The 14924-nt window shown below is 43.9% G+C and carries 18 protein-coding genes; 16 read left to right on the plus strand and 2 right to left on the minus strand.

The window, feature by feature from the left end; translation table 11 throughout:
- Nucleotides 1–12: 12 nt before the first annotated feature.
- The 8 genes from HF312_18210 (at nt 13) to trxB (ending at nt 6741) form a co-directional block, all read left to right on the plus strand.
- Nucleotides 13–1374, plus strand: a complete 1362-nt coding sequence (locus tag HF312_18210; protein MCU7522155.1) for a PFL family protein — start codon at nt 13–15, stop codon at nt 1372–1374.
- Between the two features lie 138 nt (nt 1375–1512).
- Nucleotides 1513–2118: a LemA family protein gene (locus tag HF312_18215; protein MCU7522156.1), complete on the plus strand. Its 606-nt coding sequence runs from the start codon at nt 1513–1515 to the stop codon at nt 2116–2118.
- A gap of 6 nt (nt 2119–2124) precedes the next feature.
- Entirely contained in the window at nt 2125–2868 is a 744-nt protein-coding gene (locus HF312_18220; GenBank protein ID MCU7522157.1) for a TPM domain-containing protein, read from the plus strand.
- A gap of 191 nt (nt 2869–3059) precedes the next feature.
- A complete protein-coding gene (locus HF312_18225; GenBank protein ID MCU7522158.1) occupies nt 3060–3392 on the plus strand; it encodes a 4Fe-4S dicluster domain-containing protein in 333 nt (110 codons plus the stop codon).
- Nucleotides 3393–3575: 183 nt separating this feature from the next.
- Nucleotides 3576–4421 (plus strand): MBL fold metallo-hydrolase, encoded by an 846-nt coding sequence (locus tag HF312_18230; protein MCU7522159.1) that lies wholly within the window; start codon nt 3576–3578, stop codon nt 4419–4421.
- Entirely contained in the window at nt 4418–4753 is a 336-nt protein-coding gene (locus HF312_18235) for a Rieske 2Fe-2S domain-containing protein (GenBank protein ID MCU7522160.1), read from the plus strand. Before HF312_18230 ends, HF312_18235 begins: the two co-directional genes overlap by 4 nt.
- Nucleotides 4753–5679, plus strand: a complete 927-nt coding sequence (gene queG / locus HF312_18240) for a tRNA epoxyqueuosine(34) reductase QueG (GenBank protein ID MCU7522161.1) — start codon at nt 4753–4755, stop codon at nt 5677–5679. Before HF312_18235 ends, queG begins: the two co-directional genes overlap by 1 nt.
- A gap of 105 nt (nt 5680–5784) precedes the next feature.
- Nucleotides 5785–6741 carry a thioredoxin-disulfide reductase gene (trxB, locus tag HF312_18245; GenBank protein ID MCU7522162.1) on the plus strand — a complete coding sequence of 319 codons (957 nt, stop codon included), beginning with the start codon at nt 5785–5787 and terminating at the stop codon, nt 6739–6741.
- A 100-nt stretch (nt 6742–6841) separates the two neighbouring features.
- Here trxB and HF312_18250 read toward each other — a convergent pair whose 3' ends face one another.
- Nucleotides 6842–7600: a hypothetical protein gene (locus HF312_18250; protein MCU7522163.1), complete on the minus strand. Its 759-nt coding sequence runs from the start codon at nt 7598–7600 to the stop codon at nt 6842–6844.
- A 269-nt stretch (nt 7601–7869) separates the two neighbouring features.
- A complete protein-coding gene (locus tag HF312_18255) occupies nt 7870–8223 on the minus strand; it encodes a hypothetical protein (GenBank protein MCU7522164.1) in 354 nt (117 codons plus the stop codon).
- 236 nt (nt 8224–8459) lie between these two features.
- Between HF312_18255 and HF312_18260 the strand changes: the two genes are divergently transcribed.
- The 8 genes from HF312_18260 to lnt all read left to right on the plus strand — a co-directional run bounded on the left by HF312_18260 (nt 8460) and on the right by lnt (nt 14811).
- Nucleotides 8460–9026, plus strand: a complete 567-nt coding sequence (locus HF312_18260; GenBank protein MCU7522165.1) for a sigma-70 family RNA polymerase sigma factor — start codon at nt 8460–8462, stop codon at nt 9024–9026.
- The gene (locus tag HF312_18265; GenBank protein ID MCU7522166.1) at nt 9023–9556 is read left to right on the plus strand and encodes a hypothetical protein; all 534 of its coding nucleotides are present in this window, start codon (nt 9023–9025) and stop codon (nt 9554–9556) included. The genes HF312_18260 and HF312_18265 overlap by 4 nt, the downstream gene beginning before the upstream one ends.
- A gap of 157 nt (nt 9557–9713) precedes the next feature.
- The gene (locus HF312_18270; GenBank protein ID MCU7522167.1) at nt 9714–10622 is read left to right on the plus strand and encodes a GTPase Era; all 909 of its coding nucleotides are present in this window, start codon (nt 9714–9716) and stop codon (nt 10620–10622) included.
- The gene (locus HF312_18275; GenBank protein MCU7522168.1) at nt 10612–11601 is read left to right on the plus strand and encodes a DMT family transporter; all 990 of its coding nucleotides are present in this window, start codon (nt 10612–10614) and stop codon (nt 11599–11601) included. Before HF312_18270 ends, HF312_18275 begins: the two co-directional genes overlap by 11 nt.
- A 64-nt stretch (nt 11602–11665) precedes the next feature.
- Nucleotides 11666–11953 carry an acylphosphatase gene (locus tag HF312_18280; protein ID MCU7522169.1) on the plus strand — a complete coding sequence of 96 codons (288 nt, stop codon included), beginning with the start codon at nt 11666–11668 and terminating at the stop codon, nt 11951–11953.
- 68 nt (nt 11954–12021) lie between these two features.
- Complete coding sequence (locus HF312_18285; GenBank protein ID MCU7522170.1) at nt 12022–12516, plus strand: 2-C-methyl-D-erythritol 2,4-cyclodiphosphate synthase; 495 nt, start codon at nt 12022–12024, stop codon at nt 12514–12516.
- Entirely contained in the window at nt 12516–13142 is a 627-nt protein-coding gene (locus tag HF312_18290; protein ID MCU7522171.1) for a DedA family protein, read from the plus strand. Before HF312_18285 ends, HF312_18290 begins: the two co-directional genes overlap by 1 nt.
- Nucleotides 13132–14811 (plus strand): apolipoprotein N-acyltransferase, encoded by a 1680-nt coding sequence (gene lnt, locus HF312_18295; GenBank protein MCU7522172.1) that lies wholly within the window; start codon nt 13132–13134, stop codon nt 14809–14811. The genes HF312_18290 and lnt overlap by 11 nt, the downstream gene beginning before the upstream one ends.
- Nucleotides 14812–14924 lie beyond the last annotated feature (113 nt).

A 14924-nucleotide genomic window follows, 5' to 3' on the forward strand; every position in this document is an offset into this window, starting at 1 on the left:
GAGAATACTATTTTGCCATACGAATTTGATGAAGTATTAGAAACCATAAAGATGACGGAAATCGAACACTTCGATATCCGTACAGTTACTTTGGGTATAAGTTTAAGGGACTGTGCCGACAGAAATCTTGAAGTTGTAAAGCAGAAGATATACGAAAAAATCACCAGGTACGGCCAGAACCACGTAAAATTTGCAAAAGAGATTGAAAGCCGCTACGGCATTTCAATTGCAAATAAAAGAATTTCCATTACTCCCCTTTCAATTGTAGGCGATGCCTTCAAGGCCGATGAATTTGTTGAGATTGCAAAAGTCCTCGACAAAGCCGCCATGGAAGTGGGCGTTGATTACCTGGCCGGGTACTCGGCACTGGTGCAGAAAGGCTTTACAAACGGCGACCTTGAACTGGTAAAATCAATTCCCTACGCCTTATCCGAAACAGGAAGGGTTTGTTCAAGCGTTAACGTTGCTTCCACAAAGGCAGGCATAAACATGGATGCCGTAAATATGATGTCGGAAGTAATTAAGAAAACGGCAGAACTGACAAAAGACCGCGATTCAATCGGATGCGCAAAACTTGTCGTCTTCTGCAACGTGCCGGAAGACAACCCGTTTGTAGCAGGAGCCTTCCACGGTGTAACGGAGCCGGAAGTTGTTTTGAATGTCGGCATCAGCGGCCCGGGCGTTGTACTTGATGCTATCCGTTCGGCCGGACGTGTTGACCTTCAGCAGCTTGCAGAAGTAATAAAGCGCACAATATTTAAGATTACGCGCGCGGGTGAGCTTATGGGGCGCAAGGTTGCCGAGAAGCACGGCATCCCGTTTGGAATTGTGGACATCTCGCTTGCCCCGACTCCTGCCGAAGGGGACTCGATTGCAGACATTCTTCAGGCAATGGGCGTTGAATATGTTGGCGCTCCTGGAACGACAGCGGCACTTGCGATGTTAAATGACAGTGTAAAGAAGGCAGGACTTATGGCCAGCTCTTCGGTGGGCGGAATGAGCGGCGCTTTCATACCTGTAAGTGAAGATGCCGGAATGATTTACGCAGCTAAGATGGGTTATCTTTCGCTTGAAAAGCTGGAGGCAATGACGGCTGTATGTTCAGTCGGTCTGGATATGATTGCAGTTCCGGGCGACACACCGGCTACAACAATTGCCGGCATCATTTCGGATGAAAGTGCAATAGGCATGATCAACGACAAGACCACGGCTGTAAGAATTATTCCTGCATACGGAAAGAAAGTAGGTGAATTTGTCGATTACGGAGGCCTGCTTGGCCAGGCGCCTATTATGCCAGTCCGCAATCTCAGGTGCGACAATCTTGTTTTAAGAGGCGGAAGAATCCCTGCACCGATGAGAAGTCTGACAAATTGATATTGTCCCGGATTTATTATATTCATAAATAATAGAATATCAGTTAAGAAACGTTGTTTTAAGGCAAGGCAGGTGTGTTTTTCGCCCAAGTCCTTTTTTGTGCTCAATTTGGAATCTTAATTAATTACGGAGGAGTGAATGAAAAGAGGTGTACTGGTAGGGTGCTCAATTGCCGGTGTCATTCTTGTAATAATAATCGGTCTTGTAATGTGGGGTGTCGGCGTATATAACAGCCTGGTATCCTTAAATGAATCAGTCAACCAGAGCTGGAGCCAGGTTGAGAATCAGTACCAGAGAAGAGCCGATCTGATCCCGAACCTTGTTAATACGGTAAAAGGCTACGCAAACTTCGAAAAAGAGGTATTAACAAGGGTAACTGAGGCCCGTGCAAGTGTAAACCAGATAAAACTGACGCCTGAGATGCTCAGCGACCCGCAGGCTTTTCAGCGTTTCCAGTCTGCACAGGGAAATTTAAGCAATGCTCTTTCAAGGCTTTTGGTAACAGTGGAAAATTATCCTAACCTGAAGGCGAACGAGAACTTTCTGCAGCTTCAGGCGCAGCTTGAAGGAACAGAAAACCGCATTGCAGTTGAAAGGATGAAATTCAACCAGGTAGTACAGGAATATAATACCAGGATAAAAAGATTTCCGGCCTTCATATTTGCAAATATGTCAGGCTTCAGGGAGAAACAGTATTTCAAATCTGCTCCGGGAGCAGAAACTGCCCCAAAGGTGGAATTCTAGGATAACATGAAAAAAGTTTCTTTTTTATTCCTTTTAGTCTTCCTACTGACAATTCAGAATTTGTTTGCCCAGCAGCCTGAGATTCCAAGTCTCAAGAGCTGGGCAACGGATTTTACAGGTACTCTTTCAGACGAGGAGCTTGGCTACCTGAACAGGGATCTTAAGACCTTCAGCGACTCCACATCGAACCAGATTGTTTTCCTCATGATATCATCTCTTGATGGGTATCCCCTTGAATCGTACTCTTATGACGTTGCCTCAAAGAACAAGATCGGGACCAAAGAAAACATGAACGGAATCCTTTTTCTTGTTGTAAAAGAGGACCGTAAGTTCAGGATTGAGGTTGGCTACGGGCTTGAGGGTGCACTTCCCGATGCCCTGTCGAATTCAATCTTAAGAAATGAGGTAAAGCCTTATTTTCAAAAGGGTGAGTATTTTGAAGGCGTGCGTGCCGGTCTTGATGCCATTAAGGCCGCCACGGCAGGTGAATACAAGGCCAAGGATAAAAAACACAGGGGCACAAACTTCAAAGGCGTAGGCACTTTCATAATTATCCTGCTTTTCATACTTTTCAACTTTATTTTCAGGGGAAGAAGAAGACGCGGCGGCTTTACATTCTGGGGCGGCGGCTTTGGAGGCGGAGGCGGCTTCGGGGGCTTCGGCGGCGGTTCCGGCGGAGGAGGCGGTTTCGGCGGCTTTTCAGGCGGCGGAGGCTCTTTTGGAGGAGGCGGCTCAAGCGGGAGCTGGTAGGATTTTCTATTTCAGATTTTTTTGTCTTGATTATAATCCTCCTATTTATTAAAATTGCCTACCGGAGAGATAAAAATTATTGTAAAAATTATTTCTTTTTATTACTTTATTTCTGCCGGTACAATTCTTCTCAAAAACGTATCCTAATTATGCTTAATAAATGTACAACTTAATTATAGGAGTTTAAGACCATGGCTATTATGATAACCGAAGAATGCATCAACTGCGGTGCATGCGAACCTGAATGCCCTAACAATGCCATCTATGAAGGCGGCAGCGAGTGGGTATTAGGCGGAAAGTCTTTTGGTGAAGGCGATGCTGCTCCCTCAGGCGCAAGCGGATTCTTCAAGAATGATTTCTTTTATATCGTTCCTGACAAATGCACAGAATGTGTAGGCTTCCACGATGAGCCTCAGTGTGCTGCTGTATGCCCGGTTGACTGCTGTGTCCCCGATCCGAATCATGTGGAAGACAAAGACGCCTTAATGGCTAAAAAGGAAGAACTGGATACTGTAGGCAGATAAGCCTCCCGGTGCCGGACTTTTGATTTTTGTTGAAACCGTAAGGGCCTGTTTTCAGGCAGGCCGTTGCGGTTTTTTGTTTTTAAAGGGCTTTTCTACGCCTGTTCTTTCATGGAAGATTAGAATTTCGGCGGAATTTAGGTTATATTATATGAATCCTTATAACAGACGAGGCATCTTATTATTATGAAAGTCGGGAAATATAAGCTGGAGATTCTTGAAGCCGGAAGCTTTGCCCTGGATGGAGGGGCTATGTTCGGCATTATACCGAGGCCTTTATGGGAAAAGCAGAATCCGGCCGATGAGAAAAACCGCATTAAATTAAGCACAAGGTGCCTTCTATTGACTTCAGAGGATAGGAAGGTGCTTGTCGATACGGGAATGGGCGACAAGTGGGATGAAAAATCGTACAATATTTATGATATTCATATGCCCGGGAGCCTGACTGATCTTTTAGGGCAAAGAGGGATCAAGTCTGAAGATATTACGGACGTGATACTGACGCACCTGCATTTTGACCATACCGGGGGCTCAACAAGATATGTTGACGGTAAGCTTGTTCCCTCGTTTCCGAATGCCACTTATTACGTTCAGAAGAAGAACCTCGACTGGGCCTTAAGCCCATCAGACAGGGATAAAGGGAGCTACATTAAGGATAACTTTGTGCCGCTTTTAGAACACGGGGTGCTGAAATTTTTTGACGGCAATCAGGCCTTTGACGAAAATATTGAGCTCATTGAGATGAACGGGCATACTTTCGGGCAGCAGCTTGTTAAAATTTCCGACGGGGAGAATACTTTTGTTTACTGCGGCGACTTAATACCGTTGGCTTCGCATACTCATTTACCTTATATTATGGGCTATGATCTTCAGCCGCTTGTTACGCTGGAAGAAAAGAAAAATCTTCTTACACGCGCCTCTGAGGAAAACTGGAAACTGATTTTTGAGCACGACCCTTATTCAGCCTGTGCTACTGTTACACTAACGGATAAGGGCTTCAAAATAAAAGAAAGGTATGACACTCTTTTATGACAGACACAGAGGGGTTTACAAAGCTCTGCAGGTTAAGTGAATTAAAAGAAAATGAAGGCAAAAAATTTATAATAGATGAGGCGGAAATAGCTCTTATTAAGACTGAGGGAGAGGTTTTCGCCCTGGACAATATTTGTCCGCATCAGCATGCAGCCATAATTTATGACGGCTTTGTTGAAGAGGGATGCATCGTATGCCCTGCCCACGGCTGGATGTTTGACCTCAGGACAGGCTGCATGAAAACAGGCTCGAGGGGCCTTAAGAGCTACAATGTAAAAGTTATTGATAATTATGTTTATGTAAAGGCTGAAGGAAGGTCTTTTAAGTTTTAATGAAGCTGACAAATGAAATAGTTTTAGACATTGCAAAGAATACCGGGTTCGACCTCGTGGGGTTTGCCCAGGCAGACGAACTTGTTGAAGAAACCGGAAAGCTCGGGGAATGGCTCAAGAACGGGTATCAGGCAGGTATGGCATATATGGAGCGGAACCTCGAAAAAAGACGCGACGTAAGGAATATTCTGCCCGGGGCAAAAAGCGTAATTTCACTGGCCTTAAACTATTATACGGATGAAAAGCATTCAGGAGATCCCCAAAAAGGCAAAGTATCGCGCTATGCCTGGGGAACGGATTACCACTATATAATCTGGGAGAAGCTCGACTTAATGGTCAGTGCGCTTAAAGGAATTGATCCGGAGTTTGAAGCAATGACCTATGTTGATACCGGTCCCGTGATGGATAAGGCATGGGCTTCAAAGGCAGGGCTTGGATGGATAGGAAAGCACTCAAACCTGATAACAAAGGAGATGGGGAGCTGGGTATTCCTGGCTACAGTTATAACGAACTATGAATTCAGGTATTCAGATATAGTTACAGACCACTGCGGAAGCTGCACAAGATGCATGGATGCCTGCCCCACCGGCGCAATTACCAGTGAGTATGTTGTTAACGGCTCAAAGTGCATTTCGTATCTGACTATTGAGAATAAGGGAGAAATTGAAAGTGAGTTCAAAGGGAAAATAGCAGGTTGGCTCTTTGGATGCGACGTATGCCAGGAAGTCTGCCCCTGGAACGTTAAATTCCCCAAATTAACACGTGAAGAAAAATTTTATCCGGAAAACGGGAACAAGGAAATAGATCTTAATGAAGTGCTTTTGATGGAAAGCGCTGTTTTTAAGGCGAGATTTTTTAGAAGTCCCATAAGCCGTGCAAAATTAAAAGGGCTTAAAAGGAACGCAGAATTTCTTAAAAAAGATTGATATTTTATATAACAGAAGCCAGATCATGAAGCTGGATAAAAATTGTTAAAATCAGGAGGAAAATTCATGAGCAACACTCAGGATGCAGGTAAGGTATTGGAACAAATGAAAACAGAGTCAAATCATTACAGAGTATTAATTATAGGTTCAGGTCCTGCGGGACTGACGGCAGCTCTTTATAATGCAAGGGCCAACTTAAACCCTGTAGTTTTCGAAGGAATGCAGCCCGGCGGGCAGCTTACAATTACAACTGATATTGAAAACTATCCCGGTTTTGAGGAAGGGATACAGGGTCCGCGCCTGATGGAAATTATGCGCAAGCAGGCGCAGAAGTTCGGCGCCAAGCTGTTCTTCAAGGAAGTTACGGCAGTGGATTTCTCAAAGAGGCCTTTTACCATAAAGTCATATGACGAAACATATACAGCCGATTCCGTGATAATTTCGACCGGTGCCTCAGCCAGGCTACTGGAACTGGAAAGCGCAAAGAAGTATATGGGGTGCGGTGTTTCGGCATGTGCAACGTGCGACGGATTCTTTTTCAAGAACCTGAAAGTGCTGGTTGTCGGAGGCGGCGACACGGCAATGGAAGAAGCCACATATCTTACCAAGCACGCCTCAGAAGTAATTGTAATACACAGAAGAGACGAATTCAGGGCTTCAAAGATAATGTTTGAAAGGGCAAAGCAGAATTCAAAGATCAAGTTTCTTACAAACAGGGTAATAAAAGAGGTTCTGGGAGTTGAAGAAAACGGACGCAAGTTTATAACTGGCGCAATACTTCAGAACACAGTTGACGGCTCGACAGAAGAGATCAAGGCTGACGGCATCTTTATTGCAATCGGGCACAAGCCTAATACTGAAGTCTTTGCCGACTACCTTGAAATGGATGAAACAGGCTACCTCGTTGTAAAACCGGGTACCACGCACACCAACATTGAAGGCGTTTTTGCCGCAGGCGACGTGGCCGACAAGCACTACCGTCAGGCAATTACAGCAGCCGGAACAGGCTGCATGGCCGCAATCGACGCCGAGAGATGGCTTATGGAACAGGGAATGGATTAAGGCTTAGGAAACATTTGCGGGATTGATATAAAGAGGATAAAAAAATGCAGAGTATTGTTACTCTGCATTTTTTTATATTCCCCGAGCATATTTTTAATTGTCAGGAGCCGGTTCTGACCAGTTCCAGTGGCTTTCCCTGGATTTTCCCATTAGGAGTGGGCCCGCTTAGCTTATATAAGAAAATATTTTTGTCATTTTTCTCCCACATGAAATAATCCAGCTTTATTATCTTTTTACCGCCATTTCCAAAGCTTTTAATTTCTTTCATAACCAATATATTCTGGTCTTTGGGAACAGCATCTTTAGTCAGTGAAATGCTGTATTCATTATATTCCCTGAAGCCTTTTATTTTTCCGTCTGACGAAAAAGTAATCCGGCTATTTTCATTTCCCCGCAAAATATAACTGCCTGTAATATAATGGTCATTGATAAAGTGGAACACTCCTTCAATAGTTTTGTAATTGTCCGGCAGGTGTAAAAAGGCCATTTCCTTCCCCTGGATATTCAGAAGAAGCCTGTCCATGCCACTTATTTTCTTTAGTTCTAGTGTGCATTTAGTTCTTCCCTGATTATCCAACACCGCCACCAAATTTCTTTTCAGGAGTTTATATTTGTATCTCAGGCAGTCATGAAAACTTAACAGATGCAGTTCCCGGCTTTTATTATTGAATCCAACAGCCAGGATCTGATTTTCCTGGGGTTGTAGGCTCATGGGCATTTTCCCCTGCATTAGTCCGTCATAATAATCATCCAGCATCCACACGGAATTGCTGCTGAATATTTTGTTCTTATTATTCTGGGCCTGGGTTGGAATAATCAGGCATAAAAAGAAAAGCAGCAGCTGAAATGTTATTTTCATTTTATCCCCTTGCAATCTTTTCACATACCTAAAAGTCAATGAGAAATGAAATGATGTATATAAAAACAGGTTAATCGACGAAAACTTAAGGAGAAGTTTCGAGATAAGCAATAAGAAGGATTTTTTGAATGCAGGAATATATTTAGAGAAGATAAAAAGAAAAATTAAATACTCCGATTCATGATGCAGAGCGGAGTAACAAAAATGCGAGGACTCCGCCAGAGAAGCGGTTTCTTTCTCTGGCGGAGCCTGATATAAATTCCATTCTATTAATAACTCTTCTCCAGCTTACGGCCGAGGAGGTTGGCAATTACAAAACCGAGTCCCGATAAGGTGAACAGCAGCAGGGGCATCCAGAATTCCTGATCGGTAACCTCCTGGAGATACATTCCCACGCCAACACCGATACCAAAGAATATGGCAATTATTCCGATCTTGGTCATGAGAAAAGGATTTGATTTACCTTTGTTTTCAAAAAACTGCTTGATTTCCTCGGCGGGCAGCCCGCGTTCTATAAGCATCTGGCGCTCCCTGGACTTAAAATAGGCGACTGTCACCCATACAAGACCAATCACCAGGGTTATAGCTATTGGTATAAATGCTCCGATTACTCCAGGTACCATGATAGACTCCTTTTATTATCTAATTATTTTGACGGGATTTCCGCCAAAAGGTTACACTTTTATGAATTTATTTTCCTTACAGTTTTTTTTATATCCGGATATAATATTTCTGATCTCTACTATTTGAGACTAGGAGGAAGTGAGAAAGGTTACACATTTTGCCCGCGGGAATTATTTTATTAATTTGACGAGGCAGTCTGTAACCTTTTCCTTAATTAAATGGTCACAAGTATACGATGAGGAATTTAAGCGACATAGAAATCATAGAATCGGTTAAAAGGGGCAATCAGGCTGACTTTTCGCTCATTGTTGACCGGTACAAGGACAAAGGCTTCTCCCTGCTTAAGAGGATGCTGAGGAATGACTTTGACGCCGAGGAAGTCCTGCAGGACAGCTTCCTTAAAGCCTACCAGTCACTTTCCTCATTCAGGCAGGATTCCAAATTTTCGACCTGGTTTTACCGTATCGCTTACAATTCGGCGCTGACATTCCTTTCAAGCAAAAGACGGAGGAATGAAAAAGAGCTCTCATCGCTTGAAGACCACCTGGAACTGAAAGACAGCGATAACGAGGTATATGCCGAGAGCGAGAACGTGGCGCAGTTTGTAAATAAAATGATAGACAAGCTGCCCGGGAAATATTCGAGCATTATTAATATGTTCTATATAGATGATATGAGTCTTGATGAAATTAGCAAAACTACGGGGTTATCCCTGGTAAATGTTAAAGTTATCCTTCACAGGTCGCGCAATGCATTAAGGGACCTGGTACTGAAGCATAATTATCATGAGGAGCTGTTATGACGCACATTAGCGATGAAGTCTTAAATAAATATATTGACAACGAACTTGAAAGCCGTGAGCTTTCGGAATTAAACGAGCACCTGAAGTTCTGCACTTCATGCCTCTCGAGGCTTAAAGCTCTCCGTATGGTTGATCAGCAGCTAAGGCGGATAGAGACTTTCCATGTTTCAGCCGACTTTACGCAGAATCTGATGAAGAAAATTGAAAAGATATCTTTCCATTACACACCCAGAAAGAGTTATTTCTTCAGGTTTGTTGTTGCTTTATTCGTAATTCTGACTGCCGCCATGCTGGCTGCAGTTGTAATTACAGTTAAGGCATCCGCTCCTGCCGTGGCCTCAGAGCCGGCATGGTACAAGGCGATTCTGGATACGTTTTCGGCTAAACTTTCGAGCGTACTTACCGGCTACAACAGCCTTTTTACCAACAGGAGCTTTTCCATCGTGGGCTCAGGGCTTGCATTTATAATTTTAGTGAGCATTTATATTGTCTATGAATCCTTTAAGGGGGTAAAAGGAAGGATTCATTAAAAGTTATCTGAAATGACTATGCAGGAAACAAGCCGGGGCCTCCCCCGGCTTTCTTTTTGTACACGGAATTGTCCGGCGCTTTTTACATTACATTGCCTTTGAGGCTTTTGTTAGATATATTGACTGGTATCATTATTTTAATTTAAGTTCAGGAGTTATGGCAGTAAAATCAGGTTATGTAACGATTATAGGGAAGCCAAATGTGGGTAAATCCACATTGCTTAACGCGTTCTTGGGTGAGAAACTTTCAATTACTACAAATAAACCGCAGACCACACGCAAGAGGATACTGGGAATTTTATCCACCGAAGAATACCAGATCATATTTCTGGATACACCGGGCATTCTGAAGCCGGATTACCTCCTGCAGGAAAAGATGCTCGAATATGTGCACCAGTCGGTAAAAGATGCAGACGTATTACTTTTTATCATAGATATTACGACTGATCCCGAAGGCAAAAAGACGCTTGAGGATGAAAACGTAAAGAAAATGCTCTCCTTCAGGAGGGCAAAGAAGATACTCCTTATCAACAAGGTGGATCTTTCAAATGAGGAAAAGGTAAAGCTTTTAATGTCGAAGCTGGAGAAGACAGGAAGTTTCGACAATATATTCCCAGTTTCAGCAATGCTGAACTACAATACGGATAACGTGCTTCACAGCATACTGGAATATCTGCCCGAGCACCCGAAATATTATCCCGATGACATAGTATCAATTGAACCTGAACGTTTCTTCGTTTCAGAGATCATACGCGAAAAGATACTTGAACAGTACCAGGAAGAGATCCCTTACAGCGCAGAAGTTGTAATAGAGGACTTCAAGGAAAGAGAAGGCCGGAAAGACCTCATTCAGGCGGCAATTGTCGTAGAAAAAGAAAGCCAGAAGCCGATTATAATTGGCCGGCAGGGTTCAGCAATAAAAGAGCTGGGACAAAGGTCCCGCGAGGCCATTGAAGCTTTTCTGCAGAGGCCTGTATATCTGGAGCTGAGGGTAAAAGTCAGGAACAAGTGGCGTTCCGATCCAAATTTCTTAAAATCCTTCGGTTACTCAACTGATGATGAATAATTCCAGATCGCTCATACATAAAAAATATTTCGGTGAAGGTGCCCTCCTTTTTAATACTATAATCTGGGGCGGCACATTTGTAATAGTAAAGAATTCACTGAATGATATTTCCCCGATGCTTTTTGTCGGGATCAGATTCCTTATTGCCTCACTAGTTCTCCTTCCTTTTGCCATAAAGGAATTAAAGAAGCTTGACGGAAAATCTGCACGTATGGGCCTTGTGGTGGGAGTATTCTTGTTCCTGGGTTTTTCCACACAGACAGCAGGCTTAAACTATACAACCGCGACCAAGTCGGGCTTCATTACAGGTTCACTTGTAATGTTCACCCCCCTTCTGCAGCTATTAATTGAAAGAAGGAAGCCTACATTAGGCGCTATGTTCGGAAGCCTCCTGGTTCTGATGGGACTGGTATTCCTCTCGGTAAGGGACACCTCAATATGGAATCTGTTTTATGAGCTGGGGAGCAATTTTAACTTTGGCGACGTGATGACGCTTCTATGCGCCATCTTCTTTGCCATGCAGATAGTGTTCCTGGACCGGGCAAGCCGCCGCATAAACTTTAAGGCGCTTACATTCCTGCAGCTTTCTGCTACTTCAATGCTTGCGCTGCTGCTTGCATTTGCGCTTTCGGCAATGGGCGTTGAACCGGTGCGTGCGGAGTTCACGGGCTCACTCATAGGCGGGCTTGCCTATACGGCCTTTCTTGCCACATTTATTACAATGACAGTCCAGACTAGATTCCAGAAGGAAGTAAGCCCTACGAAGGCCGGAATTATTTATTCTTTTGAGCCTTTATTCTCTGCTGTTTTTGCATTTTTTGCTCTTTCAGAGCGCTTCACGCTTTTCAGTTTTATTGGATGCGCGCTCATTTTCTCGGGACTTTTAGCCTCAGAACTTCTTGAAAAAAGGAGCTCAAAATCCAAAGCTGAAGAGAAAGCGGAGGATGAGGAAGTAAGCCTTGAGAAGAACGGATTTTAAGAAAGACGTATTTTGAAAATACTCCATCTGTTCTTATTTTTCTTTAACAGATAATTTATAAACTATGACAGAAAAACTCTTCAGGGCGGAGATTCTGGCTGAAGGAATGGTCCAGGGTGTAGGCTTCAGGTATTTTGTGCTCAGGAACGCACAGAAGCTGGGGCTAAAAGGGTATACGAAAAACCTGTACACTGGAGACGAAGTCCTTACAGTTGTTGAAGGGAGCAAGGCCACTATTGAAGAGCTTTTTAAGATAATAAGGACGGGTCCCATGCACGCTTCTGTAAACAGGTGCACCATAGCATGGGAAGAGTACACGGGGGAATTTTCCTCCTTTGAAATAAGGCATTAGTTTTCCACAGAAAAGGCCGCCGGGGCAATATTTCCCTCTGGCCTCACAAAACAGTAAGGGTTCCTTAGATGCATTTACCATTCAGGACAGGCTTCGGCTACGATGTTCACGCCTTTGCCGAAGGCCGGAAGCTTATTTTAGGCGGAGTTGAAATACCTTATGAAAAGGGACTTTTGGGGCATTCGGATGCAGACGTACTTCTGCATGCAGTTTCAGACGCGCTTTTAGGTGCCCTCTCCCTTGGCGACATTGGGAAACATTTTCCAGATACAGATGCGAAGTATAAAAATGCCGACAGCACAAAGCTTCTGGCTAGTGTCTATGAACTTGTAAAACAGAAAGGTTACCTGCTCGGGAACCTTGACGCCGTAATTGTAATGCAGCGCCCGAAGGTTGCCAAATTTATACAGGCTATGAGAGAAAGAACAGCACAGATCCTGGAAAGCGACACCGATCAGGTTTCCATAAAGGCCACAACAACAGAACATCTCGGCTTTACGGGAAGAGAAGAAGGTGCTGCTGCTTATGCCACGGTTCTTTTAGTTAAAAGTAAAGAGGTTTAATGCTTGAAGATATAATTGCATATATAAGTAGTTTAAGTCCATTCTGGGTCTATATTACATTATTTTTCTTTTCTTTCATTGAGAATGTTTTTCCCCCTTCGCCAAGTGATGTAGTGGTAATATTCGGGGCCTCGCTTATTACGGGAGGAGACCAGCATATAGGATTCATACCCGTGCTTCTGATTACAAGCCTGGGCAGTTCGGCCGGTTTCATGCTTATGTATTACGTAGGAATGACCCTGGGTGAAAAAGCAGTCAGGCATAAAAAGCTGAAATTCATTTCGCCTGAATCGATCGCAAAGACAGACGAATGGTTTAAGAAATACGGCTACAAGCTGATTATCTTTAACCGCTTCATGCCGGGAACGCGCTCTGTAATAAGCTTTTTTTCCGGATTCAGCGAGCTTGACGCTAAAAAGACTTTTATTTATGCCACAATAAGCGCATTTGCCTGGAACGTCATAATCATCTGGTTAGGCGTAATACTCGGCAATAACATTGAGGCCATAGACAAGTACCTCGCAATTTACAGCAATGCAGTCATTGGACTTACTTTACTGGCAGTTTTAGCCATAGTTATTAGACAGATTTTACTGAAACAAAAGCGGCAGAAAAGTGAATCTTAAGTTCCTTCAAAGAATCCCTGTTACACCGGAAGAAAGAAAATTAAGAAAAAAGCAGCGCATGCTGGGCTTACTAAGCGGCCTGCTGATGGGCCTGGCATTTCCCCCTGTACCATTCCCATTTACGCTTCTCATATTTTTGGGCCTCGTTCCCTACTTAAGTGTGCTTGAAAAAAAAGAAAAGCTGCTTGATATAAACAGGTTTACATATCTTACTTTTTTTATCTTTAACATTATAACTATATACTGGGTTGGGAGCTGGACCAGTGAGGCGGATCCGTTTTTGATGGTTGGAGGCATCCTCCTTCTTTTTATCAATACCGCGTTCTTTCTTATCCCATCCACTCTTTACTATTTTGCCAGAAAGACATTCGGAAACTTTACAGCGCTGATGCTCTTGCCCTTCTTCTGGGTTTCATACGAATATTTTTATATGATAACAGATGCAAGCTTCCCATGGCTTACACTGGGAAACGGGATGACGCATTTCCTGCACTTCATACAGATTGCAGACATCATCGGGGCGCTCGGGCTCTCGCTTCTGGCAATATACATTAATGCATTTTTCTTTCTGGCAATGAGGCACTTTAAGAGCAACAAGAAAAAGAGCTATATTGCACTTGCTGCGGCACTGGTGCTTTTTATTGTTCCAATTATTTACAGCACTTACCGCCTTAATACTTTTAAGGTCTCAAAAAATACCATTAAAGTGGGGCTCATTCAGCCTAACCTTGACCCATGGGACAAGTGGTCGGGTGCTGGGGGACGTGAGCTGATGCACGGGTACCTGGAGTTATCCCGGGAGGCCGCGGGCAAAGGGGCGCAGGCAGTATTCTGGCCCGAAACGGCGCTTCCTTTTTATTTAAGGGACGGCAGCCACCGCGATGCCATCGACTCGATTTATAATTTTGTACAGAAAAACGGCGTTTATCTCATTACCGGGATGCCCGACTTTATTTACTTTCCGAAAGCAGGCGAGGCTCCTCCGGATGCAAAGTACAGCAGGGTAAACGAGATGTATTACGCAACGTACAATTCCGTGCTGTTGTTTTCACCTTACTCATATCATATTGAACGTTATGCAAAGCAGAAGCTTGTTCCCTTTGGCGAAAGGGTGCCGTTTGTTGATGCGCTTCCATTTTTAGGGGATTTCCTTAAATGGAATGTAGGGCTTTCGGGCTGGAACATTGGGCGTGACACTCTGGTATTTAACTTAATTGAGAAGCCTTCCGGATCCAAAACCGCGTTTGACACTGTAAAGGTAAACAGCCTGGTTTGTTTTGAATCGGTTTATCCGGCCTTTGTTGCAGCTTTTGCACAAAGAGGCGCCCAGCTGATAAGCGTTGTAACAAACGACAGCTGGTACGGAAACTCCAGCGGCCCTTACCAGCATAAGGAAATTTCGGTCCTGAGGGCAATTGAGAACAGGAGGACTGTAGTAAGAGCGGCCAACGGGGGCATAAGCACGATAATAGACCCTCTGGGAAGGACGGTCGTTGAGTCGAAGATGTTTACAAGGACGGAAATTACAGGTAATGCTCCTTTAGAAACAGTTCTCACGTTTTATTCTAAGCATCCTTTAATCATTCCGTATCTGTCATTTATGGTTTCCGGTTTGATGATAATAATTTTCTTTGGCGCAAAGATTTTCAGAAAGGTTAAACGGGATTAGGAATCGGGGGCTGAAGCCCCGGGAGTTTTTATTAATGGATCCACGACCTGAAGGTCGTGGCTATTCAGGTCGGGGGCTATTCAGGTCGGGGGCTATTCAGGTCGGGGGCTATT

Source organism: Ignavibacteria bacterium, assembly GCA_025612375.1.
GTDB lineage: Bacteria > Bacteroidota > Ignavibacteria > Ignavibacteriales > SURF-24 > JAAXKN01.